Genomic DNA, 25,603 nt, shown 5'->3' on the forward strand with positions numbered 1-25,603 from the left:
TGATCGGTCAGCAATAGTTGGGGGAGAATGGTACCACCTCCTGGTCTCGAACCAGGGACCTCTTGATCCACAATCAAGCGCTCTAACCAACTGAGCTAAGGCGGCACTGCGCGGTGATGTAACCAAGACGTTCCGCTTTGGCAAGGCCGATCAAAAACGAATTTCCCATTCCCTGCGCCCAAGTGGCCTTATCTGGCGCCTGGGCACGGAATCGCAACTCTGTCATGCTGGCATCGTGCCCCTGTCACGCTTGCCAATCAAGCCTGTCTTCGCTAGCACAGTCGCCTGACACAGCCGGAGGCCATCATGGGCATCAACAGCGAACGCGACATCGAAGCCAATCTGCAAATCGGTCCGACCGACAAGGGCATGGTCCGTCTGTTTGTCGAAGGTGGCGGTGCCGAAATTCCAATGGATTTCGAACCCGACGAGGCCCGCGAGATTGCCGAAGAGCTGATGGCCGCCGCCAAGGCTGCTGAGTCGATCAGGCGCTGAGACGGGCGCCGAGACGGGCGGGCCGTCAGGTCTGCGCTACGAACACCCCGTTGAAAAACCCGGCCACCGCCTGCGTGTCATCCAGCGGCAGCACGTCGGCCACGTATTGATCGGGTCGCACGATCACCACGCAGCCCGCGCTGCGGTCGATCCCACGCATGTCGAAAATGTCGCGGGACGGATCGGCGCAAAATACCTTTTCATAGTCGATCAGACCGAAACACCCCTTCTCGGGGCGCAGAATGGGCGGCATCTGCATCAGGTCCAGATCGCGGTGCCCCTGCTGCATCACGGCGCGCAGGTCCACCACCGCGTCCGCGTCCCCGTCGCCCCAAGTCTGCATGGCATCCTGTGCCCAAGTGCAAAAGCGGTGCAGCGCGCCGCCTTCGGCACCTGTGTCATCCGCACCGGCAAAGGCAAACAGCCGCCAACGTCCGTCAGCCGTGATCACATGGCCCAGCTCCATGGGCCGCGCGTCGCCCAGCCGCACCACCGGCGCGGAATGGAACCGTTGCCCCACTGTCAGCCCCGTCGCCAGTGCCTGATGCGCCCCGTCACCACAGATCGCCGAGGGACGGTAGTGCACGCCCATGCCGGCAGTGAACCGCCCTGCCTTGATGAACGTCTCTTGCAGCATTGACGCCTGCGCCGCGTTCCCCGGCTGAGGCGGGGCCGAGAAGATGCGGGCAAATGCGCGGTCAAAGTCGATCAGGTCCTGCGCCACCTGCTGGCGTTCGTCCGAATAGGTGCGCAACAGCCTGGCGTCGCTTTGCCCGCGCAGCACCGCCGCCAGCTTCCAGCCCAGATTGAACGTATCGCCCATGGACACGTTCATGCCCTGCCCCGCCTTGGGGCTGTGGGTGTGGCAGGCGTCTCCGGCGATGAAGATGTGGCCGCTGTCATCCTCGAACCGGTCGCACAGCCGCTGCCCGATGTCATAGACCGACCACCACGCCACGTCTTTCACATCCAGCGTATAGGGGTGCAAAATGCGCTCCGCCGCTGCGACCAGTTGGTCGATGGTGATGTTGCGTCCGGCCGCACGCTCGTCCGCGCCCAGCTTGTCCAGCTCGATATACATCCGCACCATATAGCCGCCTTCGCGCGGGATGATCAGCACGCTGCCCGCATTTGCCGACTGGATCACCGATTTCAGCCGCACGTCGGGAAAGTCTGTCACCGCCAGCACGTCCATCACGCCCCAGGCCTGATTGGCCGCAGCCCCGTCCAGCCTGCGCCCGATCTGGCGGCGCACGGTGCTGCGCGCGCCGTCGCAGCCCACGACATAGCGGGCCTGCAACACCTCGGGGCCATTGGGGCCGGTGAACTGCGCCGTGACCGGATGGGGGCCCGCGCCCACCTGCAAGCTGTGCAAGGCGCGTCCGTAATGCGGTTGCAGCCGCCGCGCGCCGTTGGCCATGCAGCGCAGGTAAAAGTCATGCACACGCGCCTGATTCAGAATCACATGCGGGAATTCGGACAGGCCCGGTTCTACATCGTCGATCTTTTGCGTGCGCGTGATGTGGGCGGGCTGATCGGGATCGGGTTTCCAGAAGGTCGTCTCGTTGACCCAATAGCCCTCGCGCAGCACGTCCTCGGCAAAGCCGAAGGTGTTGAACATCTCGATGCTGCGACAGGAAATCCCGTCGGCCTGCCCGACTTGCAAGGGGCCATCCTTTTGATCGGCAATCGCCACGGAAATATCGGGAAACTGCGCCATCTGCGCCGCCAGCGTCAGCCCCGCCGGACCGCAGCCGACGATCAGAACATCGACCTGTGCAGGCATCTGCGCCGGATCGTGGCTGGCGGTGGCCTGCGCCACATGCGGGTCGCCGCTGGTGTAGCCGTTCAGATGATATTGCATTGCCTGCCCCCCACGCCGGTCTTTGACCTACGCTAAAACGTCAGGCGGTCTGGCGGCCAGCGCAATCGGGTCTGTGTGCACTGGATTGCCTTAAAGCGGCAGCTTAACCGAAGCCCGAAACCCCCGCCGGGTCGCGCAACGCCTGCAACCGTCGCGCGGCGTGGGTGGCGAATTTCTGCACCATCACCTTGCGGCGTGCGGCGGGCAGCTTGTCCTCGGGGGCCATGCGGATCACCTCGGCATCATAGGCGTCGGCGATGATCAGGCCGCTTTCATCGGGCAGCAGGTCGGTGGGGAAATCCGCATCCACCGCCCAGAAGAAGCGGTCGCACCATTCAAGGTAACCCTGCCATTTGCTGTCGGTCATATAATCGGCGCGGCTGGATTTGCATTCGACCACCCAAATCTCGCCCTTGGGGCCCAGCGCCATCACATCCACCCGCAGGCCGCGTGTGGGCACCAGTTCCTCAACCGTGACCATGCCCAGCGCCGCCAGGTGCCGCGCCACGCCGCGCGCCAGTATCTGCCCCGGCGCCAGGGCGGTGATATCAGAGACCAGACTCATGGGCCGAAAATATGAACAATCCGTGAACATTTGCAACCCCCGCGCAGGAAAGCTTGGAAGACTGCGCGCCCGCATCTATGTTAAGTCCCGACACAAGCACGCCGGAAAGGCCCGCATGACATCTGATCGCCCCCTGACCGACGCCCAAGCGCGCGGCGTCCGCCACGCCCGCGAGTTGGAAACCCACCTGACATGGCTCGACACATTCTCTGGCACCGCGCTTGGCGTTCTGTCGGTGGCGTCGGGGATCTATACCTATCTTGGGGTGTCGTCGCTGCTGGATGACACCGGCGCGATGTCGGTCTTTGCCGCGATTGCCTATTCGGTGGCGGTGTCGGTGGGGATTTTCGTGTTCTGGTCCTACATGATGCGGCTGTTCCCGGCGGTGCGCAGCGCGCAGTCGCGTATCGGGCTGATGCTGGCCATGGCGCTGGGATCGCTGGCCATCGTGGCGATGTCGTCCTGGCTGAACGCGGCTGCGTTGGCCGGATCGGCGGCGGTCGAGCAGCACCTGGCCACCACGGTGCAGGACTATCAGACCGCACTGGAAGAAACCCACGAAATCGCGCTGAGCGCCCAAGGGTTGGAACGCGATGTCGCCCGCGTGCGTCAGTCGTTCGAGGATCTGTCCGAGCAAGAGGCCGCAGGTGCTTTGTCGGGGCTGGCCGGTCGTGGGGCTGTGTTTCGCGTGCTGCGTCAGAAATCGGCGGAACTGGCAGGGCTTGAGGCGCAGATTGCCACCCAGACCCCGCTGGTCAGCGCCGCCTTTGCCGAGGGCAATGCCATCCTGAGCCGGATGCGCGCCCTGACGGTCGAAGCCGGGCCGGTCGAGGCACGATCCGTCGAGTTTTCCGAGGCCACGGTGCGGCTGGCCGGGCTGATCGCGCAGTTGCGCCAGCTTTCCGTCGCGCCCCTGGTTGAACGCGCGGCGCAGGATCTGGCGGCGTCCGTCGTGCTGCCCGAACTGGACGGCAGTACCAGCCAGATCCGCACCGATCAGGCGTCTACCATCACCAGCGTTCTGGATGTGCTGGCCCAGCGCGCCGCGACGCTGGAACGCGCCGCTGCCGCCGTGATCGCACAGACACCGCCCCCCGATGTGACCTATACGCCGATTTCCTCGGCCGATGCGGTGATCTTGTATGCGCGCAACTTCATCCCCTCGTGGGCCGGTGCGATTGCCATCGACCTGTTGCCTGCGGTGCTGGTGTTCATCCTTGCCATCACCCACGCCGCCATCCGGCAGGGGCGCGAGGGGGCAGCCGTGGATGACACGATGACGCTGGCCGAGTTGCGCACCGCGCTGGGTGCGATCCGCGATGTGGAACTGGCGATGAACAATATGCCCGACACCTTGGACAAGGAGCTGCGGGACAAAGAGGCGCGCGAGAAAGCAGCACAGGACACCCCTGTGCGCACCCTGCCCGCGTCGCCTGCGAAACCGGACAGCGCCGCATGACCGAGGCCACCGCCTCGAAGTGGCCGTCGGTCAGCCGCATCCTTGCGGGGGTGCTGGTGTTCCAGCTTGGGTTGGGCCTGTTGCTGGTCATCGGCGACATGGCGGGCGCGGGGCTGTCGCTGCCCTCTTTTGGACCGAACCAGCCGCAGTTGACCGAACCGGTCAGCCCCGGCGACCAGCGCCGCACTTTTGACCCTGACCGCCCGCGTCCCGCAAACCCCACCAACCCGCTGCCGGGACGGCTGACGCTGACCGCACTTGAGGACAGCACCTATCGGCTGGAGGGCACGATCGCCCCCGATGACGCGGCCCGCATCACCGACCTGCTGGCCGAGGCCGACCCCGTGCCTGCGCGGCTGGTGCTGCAATCGCCGGGCGGTTCGGTGGCCGACGCGCTGGAACTGGGCCGCTACATACGCGCCAACGACATCGCCACCGAGATGCGCGCGGGCGAAGTGTGCTACTCCGCCTGCCCCTATGTCCTGGCCGCAGGCACCACACGCACCATCGCGGACACCGCCAGCGTCGGCGTGCACCAGCACTATTTCGGCCAAAGCACGATCCTGCCCGCGTCTTTCGCCGTCGAAGACATCCAGCGCGGACAGGGCGAGGTGATGATCTATCTTGATGAAATGGGCATCGACCCGCTGGTCATGCAGCACGCGCTGAGCACGCCCCCTGATGAAATCTATGTTTTGCTGCCCGAGGAGCTGGAACGCTACAACTTCATCGCAGAGGAATAGGCCTCATCTTGCCCAATAAGCTCCGGGGGAGGCCGAAGGCCAGCGGCAGAGCCCCCTAATAGAACTTGCACCGCCCCCAAGCCCCTTGCCAAGTGCCTGCGCGCACCCTACCTAAAGCAGTGGCGGGTTCTGCCCTTCTCGAAACGGTTACGTTCCAGTGGCCTTAAGCATTTCCGAGGGGACTGGCTCTGTTTGGACCCTGGTCCATTTACCTGGTGCCCACCTGTACATACAGGTCCTCGGGAACAAATTACCAACGGCTGCGGTGGTTCCCGCCACTTACCGCAAAATTGCACAGCAACGGCGCATCAGCGCCGATTGCATCGCACCTCCGCACGATTAGATTGTTGTTCAACAGCAGCCTTCAAAGGAGATCCCCATGTCCCTGCGCCCCACCCTAGAGACACGCCGCGCCCAGCCCACGCTGGAAGGGGCCGGTGTCAAACTGCACCGTGCTTTCGGCTTTCAGGACCCGTCCGAGCTGGACCCGTTCCTGTTGTTCGACGATTTCCGCAACGAACGCCCCGAGGATTTCGAAAAGGGGTTCCCATGGCACCCGCACCGCGGGATCGAGACGATCACTTATGTGCTGTCGGGCACGGTCGATCACGCCGACAGTCTGGGCAACACCGGATCGCTTGGCGCTGGTGACGTGCAATGGATGACCGCCGGTCGCGGTATCCTGCATCAGGAAATGCCACACGGGAACCAGCGCGGCCAGATGCACGGGTTTCAGTTGTGGGGCAACCTGCCCGCGTCGCAGAAGATGACCGCGCCGCGGTATCAGGACGTGACGGCGGCGGACATTCCCGAGGTGACCGACGATGACGGCACCACCGTGCGCGTGATCACCGGTGCGTTCTGGGGCAAGACAGGTCCCGTGGACGGCATTGCCGCCGATCCGCAATATCTGGACGTGACCATGCCTGCGGGCGTCAAGAAGACGTTCCACATCGACACCTATCGTCGTGCGTTCGCCTATATCTTTGACGGCAGCGCGGCCTTTGTCGATGCATCCGCGCCCTCAGGTGTTCTGTTGGAAAAAGAGATTGCGGGACAAGAGGTCAACATTCGGGATCTGTCCGGCGACCGCACGCTGGTGCGCTTTGGGTCGGGTGACGAGATTACGGTGCAGGCCGGCGAAAAGGGTGTGCGGTTCCTGCTGATCTCGGGCGCGCCGATCAACGAGCCTGTGGCGTGGCACGGGCCCATCGTGATGAACACCCAAGCCGAGTTACAACAAGCCATGCGCGATCTGCGCAACGGGACGTTTATCCAGCCTGCGCACTGAAATCACATGCCTGTGCGCCTGCTTTGGCGCGCAGGCACCCGCGTTCAGCGGTCAGGCGTGCCGCCCACCGACCGGCGCACCATGTCCCAGTATATATCCTGCACCTCGTCCAGCCGCAGCCGTCCGCCTGCGCGGAACCATGTGTTGACGCCTGTCAGCATGGCGATGACGGCCAGCGTCGCAATCTTGGGGTCGGGCACGGCAAACACGCCCGCCTGTGCGCCGCGCCGCAGGATCGCTTCCAGCCGGTCCTCGTACTGCCTGCGCAGCGCCTCGATGGCGGCGAAGTTGTCCGGTTCCAGATTGCGCAGTTCCATATAGGCGATGAACACCGCGTCGGGCCGGTCGTGGTGAAAGCCGATGTGAAAGCGCACGAAGCGTTCCAGTGCGGCCACCGCATCGCCGGTGTCCTGCGGTTGGGCGGCCAGCAATTCGATCAAATGGTCGCGCATCAGGTCGAACAGCAGCGTCTGCTTGTCGGGGGTATAGTTGTACAGCGCCCCCGCCTGCACCCCGACCTCGCCCGCGATCCGGCGCATCGACACGGCGGCATAGCCGTCACGGGCGAACAGGCGCAGGGCCGCGTCGCGCACCCTTGGGCCGGTGATGTCCGAATGTGATCCTGCTGTGCGTGCCATTTGCTTGGATTATCTGAACACCCGTTCAAAACCAAGTGCCTTGCGCCACGCGCACCGCTGGTGCATCAAGCTTGCAACAGATCATCACAGGCAGGTTCATGCGCCCCAGCCCTTTTTCAGCCCTGATCGCGCTCCAGTTGTTGCTGGTGGCGTGCACCCAGTTCCCCGAGCTGGACGCCGCCGTGTCCGAGCGTGCCAAAGCTGCGGATTACCCGGAGCTGGTCAATGTCGGCCCCATTCTGGCCCGCACCGCAGACACCGGCCCTGCCCCCGAAGTCCAGCAAAGCAATCTGGAAAGCCGCGTCGCCGCCCTGCGCAACCGCGCCGAGCGGTTGAAGCGCACCCGCGTCATCGACAGCCCCGCCCGCACGCGGCTGGACGAAAAGCCCGGCGCAAACGACTAATATCTTCTGTACCGGTTGAACAAGACGACGGCGTCCGAACAGAAATTGGCGCCGCCTTTGGGGGCGACGCCAGATCGGATGTAGCACAGCCGCTGGGATTGGTTTTACCCAACCCCGGGGGAATGTCAGAAACGATGGACGTAGGACAGGCCGACACTGATCGGATCAATCTTTGCCGTGCCGATCGCGGCACCGTTCAATCTCGCATCGGTTTCGATGTCCATGTACCGCACGTTCACACGCAATGCGCCGCGATCAGAGATCTGCCAATCTGCCCCCACGGTGGCGGCCAGCCCGAAACTGTCATCCAGTTTGAGATTGCCAAGGCCTGTCGTCTCTTCAAAGAAAGTGGTGTAGTTCAGACCGATGCCGAAGAAGGGTGTGATCTTGCCCTTTGTGGGCACGTGGTAGACCAACGAGATGGTGGGCGGCAGATGTTTGGTTGAGCCGATCTCGGTGCCGCCAAGGGAAATTCCATGCTCGAAAGGGGTCGCGGCCAAAAGCTCGATGCCGAGGTTATCGCGGATGAAATATTCACCGGTCAGCGAAAGTTGCGTGTCGTCGCCAAGTGTGGTCGCCGAACCTGCAAGAGTGCCGTTGTCGGATTTCGGGTTCACGTTGATGATCCCGATGCCGACGGTCCAGTCACCCTGCGATTGCGCCATGGCGGGCAAAGCGAACGTTGTGCCGAGCGTGCCGACAGCGAGAGCTGTCCTTAAAGCGTGGCTCACGATTTTCATTGGGTCGATCCTTTGTTTCTTCAGTGTGAGGGCAAGGTGTCACATCGGCTCGGCCCCGATACTGATCCAGATCAAATGAGCGGGCGATTTGTCCTTGAAAATGCAGGATAAATTTGCATACCAGCTATGCAATTCGTGCGAGGGACACGGCGCGTGAGACCTGCGGGGCGACTGCACTTGGGGACATGCGCCATGCCCAACGCAGCGGCGCATGCCCCCGCCGGGCAGTGAACACCTGTGTTCCAGCGTGGCGGGATAAGGTGTCGCTACGCCACCGGGGCGCCGGCGATCCTTATTGCTTTCGCGCAAGGCTGGAACGGTAACGCAGCATCAAACCCTGAAGCTTAACAGCCCGGCTAACCGCCGCGTGTCCGACAGGGCGGACAGGCGGCTGGCGTATTTCTTGCAGCAGCCCACCGCAGCGCCATGTTGCGTGCCCGTCGCGAACGGGGTAGATGCGCAAAAAACGCCACGCATGTATAAGGAAACATCCCATGTCCCAGCCCCTTCGTCTTGGTATTGCCGGTCTGGGCACGGTCGGCATGGGTGTCGTCAAGATTGTGCGCCAGCAGGCGGCGCTGCTGTCGGCCCGCACCGGTCGTGACATCACCATTTCCGCCGTGTCGGCGCGGTCAAAGGACAAGGATCGCGGCATCAGCCTTTCGGACTATGCGTGGGAAACCGACCCGGTGGCTTTGGCCAAGCGCGACGATGTGGACGTGTTCGTGGAACTGATGGGCGGCGAAGACGGCCCTGCCAAGGACGCGACCGAAGCCGCCCTTGCCGCAGGCAAGCACGTGATCACCGCCAACAAGGCGATGCTGGCGATGCACGGGCAGGCGCTGGCCGAACAGGCCGAAGCGGCCCAGCGGTCGCTGCGGTTTGAAGCCGCCGTTGCCGGTGGTATCCCTGTGATCAAGGTGCTGACCGAAGGACTGGCGGGCAACGGCATCACCCGCGTGATGGGCGTGATGAACGGGTCGTGCAACTATATCCTGACGCGGATGGAAACCGCCGGCCTGAGCTATCAGGACGTGTTCGCCGAAGCGGACGGCCTGGGGTATCTTGAGGCCGACCCGCAACTGGACGTGGGCGGTATTGATGCGGCGCACAAGCTGGCGATCCTGTCGTCGATCGCATTCGGCACCCGTGTCGATTTTGCGGGGATCGAGCTGGAAGGCATCGAGCGCATCAGCATCGAAGACATCCGCGCCGCCGCCGACATGGGCTTCAAGATCAAGCTTTTGGGCGTCGCGCAAAAGACCGGCCGCGGGCTGGAACAGCGGATGCAGCCGTGCCTGGTGCCCGACACCTCGCCGCTGGGCCAGTTGCAGGGCGGCACCAACATGATCGTGCTGGAAGGCGACGCAGTCGAGCAGATCGTGCTGCGCGGTCCCGGTGCCGGTGCAGGCCCCACCGCCAGTGCGGTGATGTCCGATGTCTGCGACATTGCGCGCGGGCTGTCGCTGCCGGTCTTTGGCCAGCCCGCCACCACGCTTGAGGCGGCCAAGCCGGCGCTGTCGGTGCTGCCTGCGCCCTATTACCTGCGCATGGGTCTGGTCGACAAACCCGGCGCGCTGGCGAAAGTCGCCGCCGCATTGGGCGAGGCCGGTGTCAGCATCGAGCGGATGCGCCAGTATGGTCACGCCGATCTGGAAGCGGCCCAGGTGCTGATCGTCACCCACAAGACCACCCGCGCCAGCCTGGACGTGGCCATTGAGGCCATGGAAGGCACCGGCGTGCTGGCGCAGGCCCCTGTCGCGCTGCGCATCGAACACCTGTAAAGTTGCGCCACTGCGCACCAACCGCTACACGTTTTTCAACATAAATTCATAAGGACCACCCCCATGACTGACGCCGCAAAATTTCAAGACCGTATGTTGTCACTGGGCCTTGCACGGGTATCCGAAGCGGCGGCGCTGGCGTCAGCCAAGCTGATCGGCCACGGCGACGAAAAAGCCGCCGACCAGGCGGCGGTGAACGCCATGCGCGAACAGTTGAACCTGCTGGACATCGCGGGCGTGGTGGTGATTGGCGAAGGCGAGCGCGACGAAGCACCGATGCTGTTCATCGGGGAAGAGGTTGGCACCGGCAACGGCCCCGGCGTGGACATCGCGCTGGACCCGCTGGAAGGCACCACGCTGACCGCCAAGGACATGCCCAACGCGCTGACCGTGATTGCCATGGGGCCGCGCGGGTCGATGCTGCACGCGCCTGACGTTTATATGGAAAAGCTGGCCATCGGTCCGGGCTTTGCCCCCGACACGGTCACCCTGGCGATGACCCCCGGCGAACGGGTCAAGGCGCTGGCCAAGGCCAAGGGCTGTGACACATCCGACATCACCGTGTGCATTCTGGAGCGTCCGCGCCATGCCGACATGATCGCAGATGTGCGCGCCACCGGTGCCGCGATTCGCCTGATCACCGACGGCGATGTGGCGGGTGTGATGCATTGCGCCGACCCGGACACCGGCATCGACATGTACATGGGCGACGGTGGCGCGCCCGAGGGCGTGCTGGCCGCTGCTGCGTTGAAATGCATGGGCGGGCAGATTTACGGCCGCCTGCTGTTCCGCAACGACGACGAAAAGGGCCGCGCGGCCAAGGCGGGCATCACCGATCTGGACCGCATCTATACCCGCGACGAAATGGTCACCGACGACGTGATCTTTGCCGCGACCGGCGTCACCTCGGGGTCGTTGCTGCAAGCGGTACAGCGCGAACCCGGCTGGCTGACCTGCGAGACCTTGCTGATGCGGTCGCGCACCGGATCAGTGCGGCGGATGCAGTATCGCACGCCGGTCTAAGGCTGTTTTCGCTTCGGAGACTGAGGCCGGCCGGCCCTCCGGGGGGAGTTTGTTTGGCAAGATGAAGATGGGGATGTGGCCATGTACCTAGGCGTTGAGACATCTCTGACGGGCCGCCGCTGGGTCGGGCCCGCTGTCGAAGTGCAGCGGGCGGCGGACCTGATCGTGCAGCAAAAGGGGCTGCCCGCGCCCGTGGCACAAGTGCTGGCGCGGCGCGGTGTGGCGGTGGAAGAGACGGAGGCGTTTCTGGCCCCAGCCCTGCGCGACCTGCTGCCTGATCCGCGCCTGCTGAAAGACATGGAAAAGGCGGCGACACGCGTGCTGGACGCCGTGGCGCGGCGCGAGCGGATCGCGATTTTTGCCGATTATGACGTGGACGGCGGGACGTCCGCCGCGCTGTTGCTGGACTGGCTGCGGCAACTGGGGCTGCGGGCGACGCTGTATGTGCCCGACCGCATCGACGAAGGCTATGGCCCCAATGACGCGGCGATGGCGGAACTGGCGGCGGCGCATGACCTGATTGTTTGCGTCGATTGCGGGACGCTGTCGCACGGGCCGATTGCGGCCGCCGTGGGCGCGGATGTGGTTGTGCTGGATCACCACCTGGGCGGCGAGACGTTGCCCGATGCGGTGGCGGTGGTGAACCCCAACCGGCAGGACGAGAATGGCGATCTGGGCCATCTGTGCGCCGCTGGCGTGGTGTTTCTGATGCTGGTCGAATGTGGCCGCCAGATGCGCGGTGCGGGCCAGACGGGGCCGGACCTGATGCGGATGCTGGATCTGGTGGCGCTGGCCACGGTGGCGGATGTGGCGCCGCTGATCGGGGTCAACCGTGCCTTTGTGCGCCAGGGCCTGCGGGTGATGGCCGCGCGCGACCGTCCGGGCCTTGCCGCACTGGCCGATGTGGCGCGGCTGGACACGGCGCCTGCGGCCTATCACCTGGGTTACCTGCTGGGGCCGCGCATCAATGCGGGCGGGCGGATCGGTCAGGCCGATCTGGGCGCGCGCCTGCTGGCCACCACCGACCCGCACGAGGCCGCAGCGATGGCCGAAAAGCTGGACATGCTGAACACCGAACGCCGCGACATCGAGGCGGCGGTGCGTGCGTCGGCCATGGCGCAGGCCGAGGAGCGCGGCTTTGACGCGCCGCTGGCCTGGGCGGCGGGCGACGGCTGGCATCCCGGTGTGGTGGGCATTGTCGCGGCACGACTGAAAGAGGCGTCGAATCGCCCCGCCGTGGTGATCGGCATCGAGGATGGCATGGGCAAGGGATCGGGGCGGTCGGTCACCGGCATTGATCTGGGCGCTGCAATCCAGCGGCTGGCCGCCGAAGGGCTGCTGATCAAGGGCGGCGGGCACAAGATGGCCGCGGGGCTGACCGCGCGTGCGGAAATGATTCCCGAGGCCATGGAACGGCTGGGCGTCTTGCTGGCCAAACAGGGTGCGGACCGCATCGGCGTGGCCGACCTGCGGCTGGACGGCACGATGATGCCCGGCGCGGCGCAGGTCGAGCTGGCCGAGATGATCGAACAGGCAGGCCCCTTTGGCGCCGCCGCCCCCGGTCCGCGCTATGCCTTTGCCGATATGCAGATATTCCACGCCAAACGGGTGGGCGAAAACCACCTGAAGCTGAGCTTTGGCGACATGGGCGGCGCGCGCATGGATGCGATCTGTTTCGGGGCCTATGACGGCCCGCTTGGCCCCCGTCTGGAACAACACGGCGGCGCGCGCTTTCATCTGGCGGGGCGTTTGGACATCAACACCTTTCGTGGACGGCAAAGCGTGCAGTTGCGTCTGGAGGACGCGGCAGAGGCCGGATAAGAAATTTGTCCAAGAACTGCATTTTTGGTCTTGCGCCCTGCGGCGCGATTGCATAATCAGCCCCTCACAAGACAGTGGCCCGTTCGTCTATCGGTTAGGACGTCAGGTTTTCAACCTGAAAAGAGGGGTTCGACTCCCCTACGGGCTGCCACTTGTTTTTCCCTTCATCTACAAGACAAACGGCTGCAACATGGCCGTTACCCCGCCTGTCGGGTGGTCGCATCCGCGCTGTCCAGACCGCGCCGCAAGTCGGGGCTGTAGAATGTCTGGCGCCCCCGCCCCGCCCGTTTCGAGGCATAAAGCGCCACGTCCACGTCATCGAGCAGGCTGCGCAGGTCCGCGTCCGATCCCGGTTCATAAAACACGGTGCCAATGCTGGCCGAAATGCAGCAATCGTTGCCCTCGAAGGGCATCGGCACCTCTAGCCGTTTGATCAGGCGGGTGCCGATGCGGCGCAGGGCCGATATTTCGCGCACCTCGGGCAGCACGATCACGAACTCGTCGCCGCCCAGCCGTGCCACGGTATCCTCGCTGCGGGTTTCGTCGACCATGATGCGTGCGACGGTTTGCAGCACATGGTCGCCTGCCGCATGGCCCAGCGTGTCGTTGACCAGTTTGAAGAAATCCAGATCCAGTTGCATCAGCGCAAACTGCGTGCCGCGTTCCAGCGCGCGGGCCATGACGTGATCCATCGCGCGGCGGTTTTTCAGCCCCGTCAGCGTATCGGTGAACGCCTGTTCCTCGGCGGCGATCATCGCGCCCTGCAAGCGCTGGTTCAGCTTGCGCCAGGCTTCCATCGCGGTCGATTTCGCCTCGACCAGATAGAGCATTTCGGTGGCCAGATCGGTGGGCGCAAAATCGGCATGGGTCAGGTCGTATTGGCGCACCCCGTCGACCACCGAGATGCCAAAGGACAGGTTCACGATGATCATCCCGTCCTGCCCGCTTTCGACGGCCACGCCCTTGAGTTCGGTGACCGGGGTGTCGCGCAGTTGCAGGTGCAGCTTGATGCCTGCGCTTTCGCGCAATGTGGCGATGCTGGTCACTGTGCGGGGTCGTTTGAGCGCGAACACCTCGAGAAAACGCGCGCCGATCCAGTCCAGATCGGGCCGCAATTTGCGCAAGGTTGCCCCCACGTGGGTGATATGTCCGGTGTGGTTGATCATCACATGCATCGGGCACAGCACGTCCAGCACGGCGGGATTGGCTGTCGGGTCGGTCATGGCGCTGCCCCCAGCGCAAAACGGCGTCCTTCGGCAAATTCGGTTTCCACCAGCCGGATCGATACGGTTTCCATGCCGGTTGTGCCGCCTTCGTATTCCAGCAAGGCCAGCACGCCATAGTCGTCGGCCATGGTGCGCAACAGCCCCATCATCACGTGGCCAAAGCTGGGGATCGCCGTCCCGCAGATCAGACTGAAATGCGTGGCGGTGTATTCGTGCAGTTCGATGTGCGGCAGGATCAGGTCGCTGACCGCCAGCCGCGCGCGGTCTTGCAGGTCGTCCAGCGAATGCAGCAGTTCCACAAAGGACACGCCGCCAAAACGCATCAGGCGCCGCAGCCCTTCGGTGTTGGGGTGGCTGACCAGATAGGTGCCCACGTCTTCCATCAGGTCGGCTTCAGAGCGGTTCAGAACCTCGCCCACCGCCGCGATCACCTGCGGGGCCAATGCGTCGTCATAGATCAGCATCGGTTCAAATTCGACAAAGCCCAGATCGGCCAGCGATGCGGCCTGGGACCACTTTTCAGGACCGTAGCTGTCGGTGACAAAACATTCGATCGCGCGATAAATTAGCCCATGCATGACGGTCTCTTTCCCATTCCCGCGGCCTTTATGCCGGACAAGTGTTAAGATGCCGCAAATAGTTAAGAATTGACCTAGTTTGGCAGGGGTTCGCGGGCGGAAGCGATCAAAAGTCAGTGGGCGCGCTGCCTTCGGATTTGCGCCGAGGCGCGGTCGAGTTGATGTTGGTAAACACCTTGGGCTGGCCGCGCGGGCTACCGTTCCGTTTGTGACCCGATACGTCGTTTTAGAAGGGGTGCCTCAGGCCTGATCGTCCAGCCAGGCGGGCAAATGGCCGATGTCGGCCAGAACCACGTCGGCCAAGGGCGCAAGCGTTTCGGCCATCGCCAGTCCCGTCAGCACGGCCACGGTGCGCATCCCGGCGGCGCGGCCCGCGTGCAGATCATGGGTGCTGTCGCCGACCATCACCACGGCCTGCGGTTCCAGCCCAGTCGCCGCGCAAAAGGCCAGCAATTGCCCCGGCGCGGGCTTGCCGCCGTGGCCGCTGTCAAAGCCTGCGATGAAGTCGAAATAGCTTGCCACGCCCGCGCCCGTCAGATGGGCAAGTGCCGGCGCCTGTGCGTCGTTGGTCGCCACGCCCAGTTTAAGGCCACGGTCGCGTAAGGCGGTCAGCAAAGGTGTTAACGGCACGGCTTCGGCCTGGGGGGCCTTTTCGGCCTCTTCGTTCAGCATGGCCAGCAAGGCGGGCTTGGTCATGTCGGGAAAATGCGGGGCCAAGGCGGTGGCGACTTCGCCCGCAGTGCCTGCGATCACGATGCTGTCACGGGAGAAGCTGCGGGTTTGCAGGTCAAATCCGATGACGGCCCCCGCTTGCGTGGCACGGGTCCGATCGCCGTTGCAGGCGCGCAACAGGAACGCCTGGGCCCATGCCTCCCAGGTTGCGGCGAAATCGAACAGGGTGCCGTCCTTGTCGAAAATGATGCCTTTGACCGCACTCATGTCCAGTTCACCTGTTCGCCACCGGGAAGGGCCGCGCGCGCTCGCATCGGCGCGTCATAGGACAGGCCCACGCTGTCGCAAAAGGCCACGACCCAAATGTCGTCCATCATCACGAAATCCAGAACCGACCCCAGAAAGGCGGGATCGGTCGCCCCGTTGCGCAGGTCATCTGCGCCCGCGCCGCTGGCCCCCTGAAACACCGGCAACAGGTCCTCGTTGCCCGCCAGCCATGCCAGCGCCTGCAGGGCGACGGTTTCAGCGGAATTTGGCTTGGTCATCTTCGTTCACCCAGTTTTGAGGCCAATTTGAAATACTTTCTTAACCATTTGGGCAGAGAAAGGAATGACCACTAAAACGAATGTATGAATTTCATCAGAGAGGCATCAAGATGTATGCCAAGATCCTAATCGTGGACGCGATTGCGACCAACCGGATCGTGCTGAAGGTTAAACTTGCAGCCGCGCAGTACTACGTGATGCAGGCCAGTTCAGTGGCCGAAGCTGTGCGTCAGGCTGCGGATACGCCGCCTGATCTGGTGATCTGCGCCGTGGCCCTGCCCGATGGCACGGCCGTCGATCTGGTCCGCCGGTTGCAAGAGACGGGCGCAAACAGTGCCGCGCCGGTGATGGCCGTGGCCCCGGGCATCAGCGCCACCGCGCGGCTGGATCTGCTGGACGCCGGGGTCGAGGATGTGGTGATGGACATCTATCACGACGGGTTGTTGCTGGCACGGGTGCGCAGCATGTTGCGCGCCCACAACGCGGCCACCGAATGGCAGATCCGCGATGACACCACCCGCGCGCTTGGTTTTGCCGAAGGTACGCAACAGTTCGCAGGGGTGCCCGACATCACCGTGGTCAGCACCAATCCGACGCTGAGTGCGCGTGCGATTGTCGACATGCGCGCGCTGATTGCGGCACGTCTGACCTCAAGCCTGCCGGACAAGGCGCTGAACCCCCACAACCACACCACGACGAATGCAGATACACGCAACACCGATGTGTTTATCCTGTTCGCCGATACGGCCAACGCCGAGCAGATGCTATCCCTGCTGTCGTCGATCCGGTCACATCCTGCAACACGGCACAGCGCGATCCTGTTTCTGTATCCCGAAGATGCGCCGACGCTGGCCGCTCGTGCGCTGGATCTGGGGGTCAGCGCAGTGACCTATACCCAAACCGACCCGCGCGAACTGGCGATGCGGGTGCGCAAACTGATGCTGCGCAAACAGCTTGCCGATCAGTTGCGCGCGACCGTGCGCACCGGGCTTAAGGCTGCGGTCTGCGATCCGCTGACCGGCCTGCACAACCGCCGCTATGCGATGCCACATCTGGCGCGACTGGCCCAGCGGGCCGGAACCGCTGGCCGCCCTTTTGCCTTGATGCTGGCCGATCTGGACCACTTCAAAAGCGTCAACGACATCTACGGCCACGCCACCGGCGACGCCGTTCTGGTCGAGACCGCCCGCCGTTTGCGCGAAAACCTGCGTGCGGTCGATCTGGTGGCCCGCGTCGGAGGCGAGGAATTTCTGATTGTGCTGCCGGGGGTTGGGCTGGGCGATGCCCGGCGCGCGGCGCGGCGCATCTGCCGTCACATCGGCAATACGCCCTTTGACACGAGCGGGGCAAAGCCACCGATCAAGGTCACTGTCAGCATCGGGCTGGCCATTGGCGGAATGCCCAGCGATGCGGCGCTGGCCGCCGAGGACCCGGATGCGGCTGCGCGGGTGCTGATGGAACGCGCGGACAAGGCGCTGTATGCAGCAAAAGTCAAAGGACGCAACTGCGTGACGCTCGACCGTCCGGCGGCCTGAGAAGGGCGCCTGGGAGGGAACACTGCCAGAGGCAAATCACTCTTTCGGCGGTTTGCCCTTCTTGTCCTTGCCGCGCCGCATCACTTCGCTGACACTATCGGCATAGGCGACGCGATCTTCAGGCGACATGGCCGCGACATGGGCCAGCCACGCCCTGTGCGCCGCAGTCTGCACAGCCAGTGCGGCCGCGTTCTGCCGGTCCAGAATGGTCTGAACCTGTGCGGGGTCGAACGGTTCGGCCTTCAGCGCCTCGATCATTTCAGCATAAAGCGCGCGGCGGGCCTGGCGGCTGGTGGTGTCCTTGGGAAGCTGGTCGCGCACGGCGTGAAAAATCTCGCGTTGCGCATCGCGGGGCAAGGCACGGACGTAAGGTGTGGCATAGCTGATCATCCCGCCCCCCCGCGACGGCGGTCCGCCAAAGCGTGCAAAAGTACCGGCCAGCACACCCACAACCGCAAGGTTCAAGGCCAGCGAAACGCCAAAGGCGATGCGCATCCAGCGTGGGGCGCGGGCACGTTGGGTTTTTGCGACATCATCCATCAATATCCGCTCCTTCATCCGCGACCCATCCATAGGCCGTAATCTCGGCCGGGTCAGTTGTTTCGTCGACCTGATCCGCAACCAGCAAGGTCAATGCGGCCTGCGGCAGGTATTGCGGCGGGCTAAGCCCGATCCAGAAGCCGGCACAGGTGGCCGCCACCAATCCGCCGACGCTTTGCCAGCCGCCCAGCAGTCCTGCCAGCCAGCCGCGCCGGGGCGCAGCCGCCGCCACGCCGCCCGGTCCGGGCTGCATCGCCAAACCATCGGTCAGCACCCGCGCCATAAGCGCATCAGGCACCTGCGGAGTGCCTGCGTCTTGCAGCCACGCATCCAGTGCTGCATCGGTCGTATCGTGCCTATCAGCCGTCATCGGAGTATCCCAACGCTTGTTTCTGCGGCGCCAGTGCCGCCTTGAGTGCCCGTTTCCCCCGTGCGGTCAGGCTTTCCACCGCTTCGACGCCCACGTCCAGAATGTCGGCAATCTCGGGGTTCGCCAAGCCTTCGATGTGGCGCAGGACCACCGCTTGACGTTGTCGTTCCGGCAAGGTCTGCAAGGCTTGCGTCAGCGCGTCCATGCGGGCGCGGGTCTGCATTTGCCCTTCGACGCCGGGCGCCGGATCGGCGGGTTCTGCAATGTCGTCCAGCGCAGGGCCGCCACGCCGTTTGCGCAGACGGTCGGTGCACAGGTTGGCCGTGACACGGTAAAGCCAGGTGGAGACCTGTGCGCGGTCGGCCTCCCATTTCGGGGCGATCTTCCACAGGCGCAGCATCGCATCCTGCGCCACATCCTCGGCTTCGGCGCGGTCGCCCAGAACCCGAAAGGCATGGCCGAACACCCGCGGCGTAAACCGCAGGGTCAACGCACGTGTCGCCGCCGCATCGCCACGCGCATAGCGCGCCAAAAGCGTGGCGTCGTCGGTTTCGGTGTCCTGATCCAGGGGCATATCCATTCCGGTCTGGCGTAGTGAAATGCGGCCCGCCACACAAGATGCGGCGGACCTGCGGCGTTATGGATCAGTTTTTCGCGGGCTTCTCGCCCTTGGGACCGTGGCCCTTGCGCATGTGCTGTTCCATTTTCTTGGTCATCTCGGTGAATTCGGCCTCGGAAATACCACCGCTTTTGTCGGCATCCGCACGTTCGAACATTTTCGCGGCGCGGTCGCCCTTGGGCTTCATTTCATCCAGGCTCAGCTTGCCGTCCTTGTCCGCGTCCATGCGTTCGACCATGCGGGCGTGGCGTTCCTTGGCGCGGGCTGTGGCGGCTGCCACGGCTTCATCTTCGCTGAAGAAACCATCGCTGTCGGTGTCGATTTTGGCCATCCGGGCCTCTCCACGGGCTTGCATCTCTTCCATTGTGATCTGGCCATCGGCGTTGGCGTCCAGATCGGAAAAGCTGGGGCGCATGTGGTGGTCAGCGCCTGCGCGCTCGGCCAGAACGGTTGTGCCTGTGATCGAAACGGCTGCACCGATGACGGCGGCGATGAATGTTGTATGTTTCATAAGCTCTTACTCCGGTTTCTTATTCAGGCGCGGCGCTGTTCGCCGCCCCTTGTGCACAGTAAAACGGGGCAGCATGTGCTTTCCGTCGGAAAAAGTTCACACGCTTTGAACCACGCGCAATGCGCTTAATTCCAACCCGATGCGCGACATCCCGACGCAAGGACAAAAGGTGACATTTCAATTCAGCCGCCGATGCACCATCTTCGACACAACAGACAGGACGCCCCATGCGCGATGACCCTCAAATGGCTGAACACAAAATGACCGACACCACCGTGAACGAACCACAAGCCGCGACCGAGCAAAAAGCATTTCCCGCCATGCTGCGCGGCTGGCGCAACCGTTGTCCCAATTGCGGACAGGGCCGCCTGTTGAAAGGATACCTGAAGGTTTCGCCCTGCTGCACGGTCTGCCGTCAGGACCTGACGCAGTTCAAAGCCGAGGACGGCCCGGCCTATCTGACCATCCTGATCGTCGGCCACCTGATGGCGCCGTTGCTGCATATCGCCTTTGTGACGTGGCGTCCTGAGCCTTTGGTGCTTTTTACGATCTTTGCGGTTGGCTGTGTCGCCTTGTCGCTTTACCTTCTGCCCAGACTGAAGGGGGCCATTGTCGGCTTCAAATGGGCCCGCAAGATGACCGAGGATGCCACACCGGCCTAATCACGTCCTTGCGCGGCCTGTCTCAAGAGGGCCGAAGATGACCGCCGAAGCAAAAATTGACAAAAGCCAGATTCGCCACGCCGCGACCGTGATCGTGCTGCGCGACCGCTGGACCAGCCCGCGCATCCTGATGGGGCAGCGTGGGGCCAAGGCGGTGTTCATGCCGAACAAGTTCGTGTTTCCGGGTGGTGCGGTTGATCCGGGCGATTATCACGTGCCTCTGGCCGGTGCCCTGCCCGACGGTTGCGCCGCGCGCATCGCCGAGGACAGCGCGCCCGATATGGCCCACGCCCTGTCTGTCGCCGCCGTGCGGGAATTGTTCGAGGAAACCGGTCAGGTTCTGGGCCAGCCCGGCGATTGGGACGCCCCAGTGCCCGACGATTGGACCGACTTTGCCGCCACCGGCCACGTGCCCCATGCCTCGGCTTTGCAATTCGTGTTCCGTGCCATCACCCCGCCGGGCCGCCCGCGCCGGTTCGATGCGCGGTTCTTTCTGGTGGATGCCGACACGCTGGTCACCGACCCCGACGATTTCTCGGCCGCCTCGGACGAGCTGTCGCATCTGCAATGGGTCGGGCTGGACGATGTGCGCAGTTTCGACATGCCGTTCATCACCGAGGTGGTGCTGAGCGAGGTGCAGAAACGCGCGCAGTCGGTCGAGCCGCCGGAAAGCGTGCCCTTCTTCAAGAACAACGAGGAAGAGAACCTGTTTTTGCGTCTGCGCGGGCATCTGCCCACCGACTAGGGTCAGATCACCAGCACCAGTGTCAGGATCGACGCGCCCAGCACCGCCATACCCACCCATTCGCGCAGGCTGACCCGTTCGCGGAAGAACAGGACCGTGGCCATCAGGCTGAAGATCAGCTCGACCTGTCCCAGAGCGTTCACATAGGCCACGTTCTGCAAGGTAAAGGCGGTGAACCAGCAGAACGACCCCAGCAGTGATGTCAGGCCGATCCACACCGCCACCCGGCGTGCGCGCCAGACGGCTGTCATCTGGCCCGCTTCGCGCAGGCGCAACCAGATCGCCATGCCACCAAGCTGCATCGCGGTCACGCAGGCCAGCGTCAGCCCGGCCCGCGCCAGCGGGTCGTCCAGCGGCAATTGCAGCGACGCGCCGCGATAGCACACGCCCGAGACGGCAAAGAGGATACCCGACAGCAACCCAAGCCCCGCCGCCCGGTTCGCCAGATCGCGCAGCCCCCAACGCACCAGATCCGGCGGGGCAGACAGCAGCAAAACGCCGAACAGTCCCAGCGCAATCGCACCGAACCCCGGCAGGCTCACGCCCTCGCCCAGCAGCACCCAGCCCACCAGAACGGTCTGGATCACTTCGGTTTTCTTGAATGTGATCCCAACCGCGAAATTGCGCGCCTTGAACAACAGCACCACGCAGACCGTCGCCAGCACCTGTGCCAGCCCGCCAAAAGCGCCATAAAGCCAAAAGGCCGCCGTCAGCGGTGGCCGTTCCTGTCCCGTGATCTGGAAATAGGCATAGGCCAGCACGGCAACCAACGGTGCGGAATACAGGAACCGTGCAAAAGTCGCCCCCGCCGCCGACAGCTGTGTCGTCGCCAGCTTTTTTTGCAGCACGAAACGCAGCGTCTGGAAAAACGCGGCGGCAAGGGTGATGGGAATCCAAAGGCTCATGCCCCGTCTTGCCGCGAATTCAGCGCCCGCGCCAGAGAAGAAGCGTTGCCGGCTTTTAGAAGTCCGGCGCCCGCCCCCTTTGCCTGATCAGATCTGCGGGTTGGGATTCTCTGTATGCCCGTCCACGGCAATCGCCTGTCCCGACACCATCCGCGCCGCGTCTGAGCCCAAGAAAACCGCCATATCGGCGATGTCGCGCGCCTCGACAAAGGATCGCATCGACGTGCCCGCGGCGTAGCCTGCGTAAACCTGATCGCGGGTCATATCCTTGGCCTCGGCCTCGCGCTCCAGCACGCCCTCCATGCGCGGACCCTCGACGCTGCCCGGACAGATCGCGTTGCAGCGCACGCCGAACGGCCCCAGCTCCATCGCCAGCGTTTTCATCAGGCCGATCACGCCCCATTTCGCCGCCGCATAGGGTGTACGATAAGGATAACCATGTTGCCCGGCGGTCGACGATGTCAGAATGATCGACCCGCGCCGTGCCTTTTTCATCAGCGGGGCCGCGTATTTTGCCGCCAGGAACGCGCCTTCAAGATTGACACTCAGGCAGGCGCGCCAGTCGTCCAGCGCCACGTCCTCGACCGCAGCCGTGGGGCCCGCGATACCGGCATTGGCACACACCACATCGACGGTGCCGATCCGGTCGAACACCTCGCGCATGTGGCCTTCGTCCGCGACATTGGCGCCGATGCCGGTCCAGTCTTCGGGAATATCCGCCAACGCCGAACTGTCCAGATCGGTCACCCACACATCAAAGCCAGCGACGTCAAACGCCTCGGCCATCGCGCGACCGATGCCGCGCGCCCCTGCGGTGATCAGAACGCGTCTCACGGTCGCTGCCCCACGGCGCGGCCCATGCCTGCGGGCGCATCCAGTGCCGCGTGGGCGGTTGCGACGCGTTCAAGTGCTGCAAGGATATGCGGCGCAGGGTCGGACGGGCGGCGGGTTTCCAGGCTGACATGCAGCAGGAAATGCTCGCCCGTGGCCAACAGCGTTTCGCCTGCGTACATCTCGTGGAACAGATGCAGCTTCTTGCCCGCCCCCGACAGCACCTGCGTGCGCACGTCAATCACGGTCCCTGCCAGCGCCTCGTTCACGTGGCGAATGTGCGTCTCGGCGGTGAAATAGCTGCCGCCCGCGCTGATGTAGTCCGCATCGCACCCGATCATCTCCATGAACCGGTCGGTGGCATCGCAGAAGGCTTGCAGGTATTTCGCCTCGTTCATGTGGCCGTTGTAATCGGTCCAGTCCAACGGCACGGCGCGATGCACAGTCAGCAGCGGCGCCGACACATCGTCCAGATCGTCCACCCGCGCGCCCAAGGGCGCACCGGCGCGCAGCGTCGCCTCATGTGCGTTCATCAATGCACCCGCACCCCAATCCTGCGCCTTCAGCGCGCGCATCATCGCCACAAGGTTGGTGTCACGAATGCGTTCCAGTTCCCGGATCGAATAAGCGCCAGACTGTTCGTCGGACTGGCCCGCGATCAGGTCCACCAGCTCGTCGGTGAATTCGGGCACATCCATCAGCTTGGTCCACGGCCATTTCAGCGCGGGGCCGAATTGCGCCATGAAATGCTTCATCCCCGCCTCGCCGCCCGCGACGCGGTAGGTTTCGAACAGGCCCATCTGCGCCCAGCGGATGCCAAAGCCATAGCGGATCGCATTGTCGATTTCTTCGGTGGTGGCCACGCCGTCCTTGACCAGCCACAGCGCCTCGCGCCAGACCGCTTCAAGGAAACGGTCCGCGATATGTGCGTCAATCTCCTTGCGGACGCGCAGCGGATAAAAGCCCATGCTTTTCAAAATGGTATCCGCACCATCCAGAAAGGCGGGCGTGTTGGCCCGCGTCGGAACAACTTCGATCAGCGGCAGCAGGTACACCGGGTTGAACGGGTGCGCGACGATGATCTGTTCGGGGCGTGTGGCGCCCTCTTGCAGCTCGGACGGCTTGAAGCCCGAAGTCGACGAACCGATGACGGCATCGGGCAAACATGACTTCTGAATCTCGGCCAACGTGGTGTGTTTGATTGCCAGTTGCTCGGGCACACTTTCCTGAATCCATACGGCCCCGTCTACAGCGGCTGCGATGCTGTCGTGGAAGGTCAGCGTTCCTTCAGACGGCAGCGCCACATCGACCATGCCGGGCAGCGACCGGCGGGCGTTGGCCATGACCTCGCCCACTTTGCGCTCGGCCTGTGGGTCGGGGTCGAAAATCTGAACGTCCCACCCGTTCAGTGCAAAGCGCGCGGCCCAGCCGCCCCCGATCACGCCACCGCCAATAACGGCTGCCACCTGTTTGTGCATTCCATACCTCGTTCACTCGTGAAGTCACACTTCACTATATTTAGTTCATTCCTTCGCGCAGCCTAGGGCTGTATTGCCAAGCGCGTCAGATCGTATCCGTTGAAATCCAGAACTTCGCGGGCCGCAGCGATACGGTCAGCGCCGCCCGTGCTGCTGCGGTCCAGTATCCAGCCCCAGCCGCCATCCGGCGTGCCGATGGCCGTGGTGCGAAACCCGTCATCGACCCACAGCACCCACAATGTGCGGTCTGCCGTGCCAGAGGGATCGCGCAACACATACCGCCCCTGCCCCATGGCCCGCGCGGGCCAGACCTCGGCCACGGTGCCGCACTGGCTCGCAGCGTTGCACCGGTGCCACGCGAGGGTAAAGGCGGCCCCGTCCTGCCGTGCGGTCACGCCCCGCAGGTTCGCATCCTGTGGATAGGCGGCGCGCACCACCCAGTCACCGGCAAACCGCTGTGGTTCGAACCGGGTGGTCGAGGCGATGATGATCGACGCATCCCGATAGCCCGTTGTCGGCGGCACCTGTGCGCAGCCTGCCAGCATTGCCAGCGCCAGTCCGATCCCCCACGCGGCGCGTGGCACCCGCTCAGCCCTTGGGTGCACGTTTGACCAACCCCAGCTTTTCACGCACTTCGGCAGGGCCGATGACTCGCGCGCCCATGTTTTCGATGATGGTGCCTGCGCGTTCGACAAGTTGCCAGTTTTCCGCCAGCACGCCCTTGTCCAGCCACAGGTTGTCTTCAAGCCCGACACGGACATGACCGCCGGCCAGCACCGAAGCGGCAACATAGGCCATCTGATTGCGCCCCAGCCCAAAGGCCGAGAAGGTCCAGTCGTCCGGCACGTTGTTGACCATCGCCATGAAGGTGTTCAGATCATCGGGCGCGCCCCACGGCACCCCCATGCACAACTGCACCAGCGCAGGGCTGTCCAGCACGCCGTCCTTGACCAGTTGCTTGGCGTACCACAAGTGGCCCGTATCGAACGCCTCGATCTCGGGTTTGACGCCCAGTTCGGTCATCATCCGGCCCATCGCCACCAACATGCCAGGGGTGTTGGTCATGACGTAATCGGCCTCGGCAAAGTTCATCGTGCCACAGTCCAGCGTGCAGATCTCGGGCAGGCATTCGGCCACATGGGCAACCCGTTCGCTTGCGCCCGCCATGTCGGTCCCTGCCTGGCTCAGCTGCATGGGGTTCTCGACATCGCCAAAGGTGATGTCGCCGCCCATGCCCGCCGTCAGGTTCAGCACCACATCGGTGTCGCTGTCGCGGATGCGGTCGGTGACCTCGCGGAACATGCCCAGATCGCGGCTGGGCGCGCCGGTTTCGGGGTCGCGCACGTGGCAGTGCACCACGGCGGCGCCGGCCTTGGCCGCGGCAATCGCGCTGTCGGCAATCTGCTTTGGGCTGCGCGGCACGTGATGGCTGCGGTCCTGCGTGGCCCCCGAGCCGGTCACGGCACAGGTGATAAAGACGTCTTTGGTCATGGCCAACGGCATGGCATCGCTCCTCGTAATTCAACTTGCATCAGGACACATCATGGCGGCATCGTGAA

28 protein-coding genes and 2 tRNA genes are annotated in these 25,603 nt (G+C 64.0%); 12 read left to right on the top strand and 18 right to left on the bottom strand.

The genetic code is table 11. The features are described 5' to 3' along the window. Window positions 1–28: 28 nt before the first annotated feature. Window positions 29–105 (bottom strand) — tRNA-His (locus tag AAC077_RS06670). Window positions 106–306: 201 nt separating this feature from the next. On the opposite strand from AAC077_RS06670, the gene AAC077_RS06675 reads away from it, so the two are divergent. Next, the gene (locus AAC077_RS06675; RefSeq protein ID WP_339767775.1) at window positions 307–495 is read left to right on the top strand and encodes a DUF6324 family protein; all 189 of its coding nucleotides are present in this window, start codon (window positions 307–309) and stop codon (window positions 493–495) included. A 25-nt stretch (window positions 496–520) separates the two neighbouring features. Here AAC077_RS06675 and AAC077_RS06680 read toward each other — a convergent pair whose 3' ends face one another. Both AAC077_RS06680 and AAC077_RS06685 read right to left on the bottom strand, forming a co-directional pair. Next, entirely contained in the window at window positions 521–2,359 is a 1,839-nt protein-coding gene (locus AAC077_RS06680; protein ID WP_339767777.1) for an FAD-dependent monooxygenase, read from the bottom strand. A 103-nt stretch (window positions 2,360–2,462) separates the two neighbouring features. Then, the gene (locus tag AAC077_RS06685) at window positions 2,463–2,924 is read right to left on the bottom strand and encodes an MmcB family DNA repair protein (RefSeq protein WP_339767779.1); all 462 of its coding nucleotides are present in this window, start codon (window positions 2,922–2,924) and stop codon (window positions 2,463–2,465) included. A gap of 115 nt (window positions 2,925–3,039) precedes the next feature. Between AAC077_RS06685 and AAC077_RS06690 the strand changes: the two genes are divergently transcribed. The 3 genes from AAC077_RS06690 to AAC077_RS06700 all read left to right on the top strand — a co-directional run bounded on the left by AAC077_RS06690 (window position 3,040) and on the right by AAC077_RS06700 (window position 6,417). Continuing rightward, complete coding sequence (locus AAC077_RS06690) at window positions 3,040–4,383, top strand: hypothetical protein (RefSeq protein ID WP_339767781.1); 1,344 nt, start codon at window positions 3,040–3,042, stop codon at window positions 4,381–4,383. Next, a complete protein-coding gene (locus tag AAC077_RS06695) occupies window positions 4,380–5,126 on the top strand; it encodes a hypothetical protein (RefSeq protein WP_339767783.1) in 747 nt (248 codons plus the stop codon). The genes AAC077_RS06690 and AAC077_RS06695 overlap by 4 nt, the downstream gene beginning before the upstream one ends. A gap of 379 nt (window positions 5,127–5,505) precedes the next feature. Beyond that, a complete protein-coding gene (locus AAC077_RS06700; protein ID WP_339767785.1) occupies window positions 5,506–6,417 on the top strand; it encodes a pirin family protein in 912 nt (303 codons plus the stop codon). A gap of 44 nt (window positions 6,418–6,461) precedes the next feature. Here AAC077_RS06700 and AAC077_RS06705 read toward each other — a convergent pair whose 3' ends face one another. Beyond that, window positions 6,462–7,055, bottom strand: coding sequence for a TetR/AcrR family transcriptional regulator (locus AAC077_RS06705; RefSeq protein ID WP_339767787.1), 594 nt, complete (start codon window positions 7,053–7,055; stop codon window positions 6,462–6,464). Window positions 7,056–7,153: 98 nt separating this feature from the next. Here AAC077_RS06705 and AAC077_RS06710 point away from each other — a divergent pair, with 98 nt between their 5' ends. Further along, the gene (locus tag AAC077_RS06710) at window positions 7,154–7,459 is read left to right on the top strand and encodes a hypothetical protein (RefSeq protein ID WP_339767789.1); all 306 of its coding nucleotides are present in this window, start codon (window positions 7,154–7,156) and stop codon (window positions 7,457–7,459) included. 125 nt (window positions 7,460–7,584) lie between these two features. Here the strand turns inward: AAC077_RS06710 and AAC077_RS06715 are convergent, their stop codons facing one another. Then, complete coding sequence (locus AAC077_RS06715; protein ID WP_339767791.1) at window positions 7,585–8,199, bottom strand: OmpW family outer membrane protein; 615 nt, start codon at window positions 8,197–8,199, stop codon at window positions 7,585–7,587. Between the two features lie 494 nt (window positions 8,200–8,693). Here AAC077_RS06715 and AAC077_RS06720 point away from each other — a divergent pair, with 494 nt between their 5' ends. From AAC077_RS06720 to AAC077_RS06735, 4 genes are all read left to right on the top strand, one after another. Next, entirely contained in the window at window positions 8,694–9,983 is a 1,290-nt protein-coding gene (locus AAC077_RS06720) for a homoserine dehydrogenase (RefSeq protein WP_339767792.1), read from the top strand. A 63-nt stretch (window positions 9,984–10,046) separates the two neighbouring features. Continuing rightward, window positions 10,047–11,006, top strand: a complete 960-nt coding sequence (gene glpX, locus AAC077_RS06725) for a class II fructose-bisphosphatase (protein WP_339767793.1) — start codon at window positions 10,047–10,049, stop codon at window positions 11,004–11,006. A gap of 81 nt (window positions 11,007–11,087) precedes the next feature. After that, on the top strand, window positions 11,088–12,827 hold the full coding sequence (gene recJ / locus AAC077_RS06730; RefSeq protein WP_339767794.1) for a single-stranded-DNA-specific exonuclease RecJ: 1,740 nt from the start codon (window positions 11,088–11,090) through the stop codon (window positions 12,825–12,827). Window positions 12,828–12,903: 76 nt separating this feature from the next. Further along, window positions 12,904–12,978 (top strand) — tRNA-Glu (locus AAC077_RS06735). 46 nt (window positions 12,979–13,024) lie between these two features. On the opposite strand, the gene AAC077_RS06740 is transcribed toward AAC077_RS06735, so the two are convergent. From AAC077_RS06740 to AAC077_RS06755, 4 genes are all read right to left on the bottom strand, one after another. After that, window positions 13,025–14,050, bottom strand: a complete 1,026-nt coding sequence (locus AAC077_RS06740) for a diguanylate cyclase (RefSeq protein ID WP_339767795.1) — start codon at window positions 14,048–14,050, stop codon at window positions 13,025–13,027. Beyond that, window positions 14,047–14,631, bottom strand: coding sequence for a heme NO-binding domain-containing protein (locus AAC077_RS06745; RefSeq protein ID WP_339767796.1), 585 nt, complete (start codon window positions 14,629–14,631; stop codon window positions 14,047–14,049). Before AAC077_RS06745 ends, AAC077_RS06740 begins: the two co-directional genes overlap by 4 nt. A 240-nt stretch (window positions 14,632–14,871) precedes the next feature. Continuing rightward, window positions 14,872–15,570: an HAD family hydrolase gene (locus AAC077_RS06750; RefSeq protein WP_339767797.1), complete on the bottom strand. Its 699-nt coding sequence runs from the start codon at window positions 15,568–15,570 to the stop codon at window positions 14,872–14,874. After that, the gene (locus AAC077_RS06755; RefSeq protein ID WP_339767799.1) at window positions 15,567–15,848 is read right to left on the bottom strand and encodes a DUF3572 domain-containing protein; all 282 of its coding nucleotides are present in this window, start codon (window positions 15,846–15,848) and stop codon (window positions 15,567–15,569) included. Before AAC077_RS06755 ends, AAC077_RS06750 begins: the two co-directional genes overlap by 4 nt. Window positions 15,849–15,928: 80 nt before the next feature. On the opposite strand from AAC077_RS06755, the gene AAC077_RS06760 reads away from it, so the two are divergent. Continuing rightward, the gene (locus AAC077_RS06760; protein WP_339767801.1) at window positions 15,929–17,383 is read left to right on the top strand and encodes a diguanylate cyclase; all 1,455 of its coding nucleotides are present in this window, start codon (window positions 15,929–15,931) and stop codon (window positions 17,381–17,383) included. Window positions 17,384–17,419: 36 nt separating this feature from the next. On the opposite strand, the gene AAC077_RS06765 is transcribed toward AAC077_RS06760, so the two are convergent. The 4 genes from AAC077_RS06765 to AAC077_RS06780 all read right to left on the bottom strand — a co-directional run bounded on the left by AAC077_RS06765 (window position 17,420) and on the right by AAC077_RS06780 (window position 19,423). Beyond that, window positions 17,420–17,923 carry a periplasmic heavy metal sensor gene (locus AAC077_RS06765; protein ID WP_339767803.1) on the bottom strand — a complete coding sequence of 168 codons (504 nt, stop codon included), beginning with the start codon at window positions 17,921–17,923 and terminating at the stop codon, window positions 17,420–17,422. After that, complete coding sequence (locus tag AAC077_RS06770) at window positions 17,916–18,293, bottom strand: hypothetical protein (protein ID WP_339767805.1); 378 nt, start codon at window positions 18,291–18,293, stop codon at window positions 17,916–17,918. Before AAC077_RS06770 ends, AAC077_RS06765 begins: the two co-directional genes overlap by 8 nt. Next, entirely contained in the window at window positions 18,283–18,873 is a 591-nt protein-coding gene (locus tag AAC077_RS06775; protein WP_339767807.1) for an RNA polymerase sigma factor, read from the bottom strand. Before AAC077_RS06775 ends, AAC077_RS06770 begins: the two co-directional genes overlap by 11 nt. Before the next feature lie 64 nt (window positions 18,874–18,937). After that, window positions 18,938–19,423 (bottom strand): EF-hand domain-containing protein, encoded by a 486-nt coding sequence (locus AAC077_RS06780; protein ID WP_339767809.1) that lies wholly within the window; start codon window positions 19,421–19,423, stop codon window positions 18,938–18,940. Between the two features lie 260 nt (window positions 19,424–19,683). On the opposite strand from AAC077_RS06780, the gene AAC077_RS06785 reads away from it, so the two are divergent. Together AAC077_RS06785 and AAC077_RS06790 are read left to right on the top strand one after the other, a co-directional pair. Then, window positions 19,684–20,085, top strand: a complete 402-nt coding sequence (locus AAC077_RS06785) for a DUF983 domain-containing protein (RefSeq protein ID WP_339767981.1) — start codon at window positions 19,684–19,686, stop codon at window positions 20,083–20,085. Between the two features lie 37 nt (window positions 20,086–20,122). Continuing rightward, window positions 20,123–20,830, top strand: a complete 708-nt coding sequence (locus AAC077_RS06790) for an NUDIX hydrolase (protein ID WP_339767811.1) — start codon at window positions 20,123–20,125, stop codon at window positions 20,828–20,830. Window positions 20,831–20,832: 2 nt separating this feature from the next. On the opposite strand, the gene AAC077_RS06795 is transcribed toward AAC077_RS06790, so the two are convergent. From AAC077_RS06795 to AAC077_RS06815, 5 genes are all read right to left on the bottom strand, one after another. Next, the gene (locus AAC077_RS06795; RefSeq protein WP_339767812.1) at window positions 20,833–21,735 is read right to left on the bottom strand and encodes a DMT family transporter; all 903 of its coding nucleotides are present in this window, start codon (window positions 21,733–21,735) and stop codon (window positions 20,833–20,835) included. A gap of 87 nt (window positions 21,736–21,822) precedes the next feature. Then, on the bottom strand, window positions 21,823–22,569 hold the full coding sequence (locus AAC077_RS06800; RefSeq protein WP_339767814.1) for an SDR family oxidoreductase: 747 nt from the start codon (window positions 22,567–22,569) through the stop codon (window positions 21,823–21,825). Next, window positions 22,566–24,044, bottom strand: a complete 1,479-nt coding sequence (locus tag AAC077_RS06805; protein ID WP_339767816.1) for a carnitine 3-dehydrogenase — start codon at window positions 24,042–24,044, stop codon at window positions 22,566–22,568. The genes AAC077_RS06800 and AAC077_RS06805 overlap by 4 nt, the downstream gene beginning before the upstream one ends. Before the next feature lie 62 nt (window positions 24,045–24,106). Next, window positions 24,107–24,628, bottom strand: coding sequence for a lipocalin (locus AAC077_RS06810; protein ID WP_339767817.1), 522 nt, complete (start codon window positions 24,626–24,628; stop codon window positions 24,107–24,109). A 4-nt stretch (window positions 24,629–24,632) separates the two neighbouring features. Next, window positions 24,633–25,547 (bottom strand): 3-keto-5-aminohexanoate cleavage protein, encoded by a 915-nt coding sequence (locus tag AAC077_RS06815; RefSeq protein ID WP_339767818.1) that lies wholly within the window; start codon window positions 25,545–25,547, stop codon window positions 24,633–24,635. Window positions 25,548–25,603: the final 56 nt, after the last annotated feature.

Source organism: uncultured Pseudosulfitobacter sp. (genome assembly GCF_963976325.1).
Lineage (GTDB): Bacteria > Pseudomonadota > Alphaproteobacteria > Rhodobacterales > Rhodobacteraceae > Pseudosulfitobacter.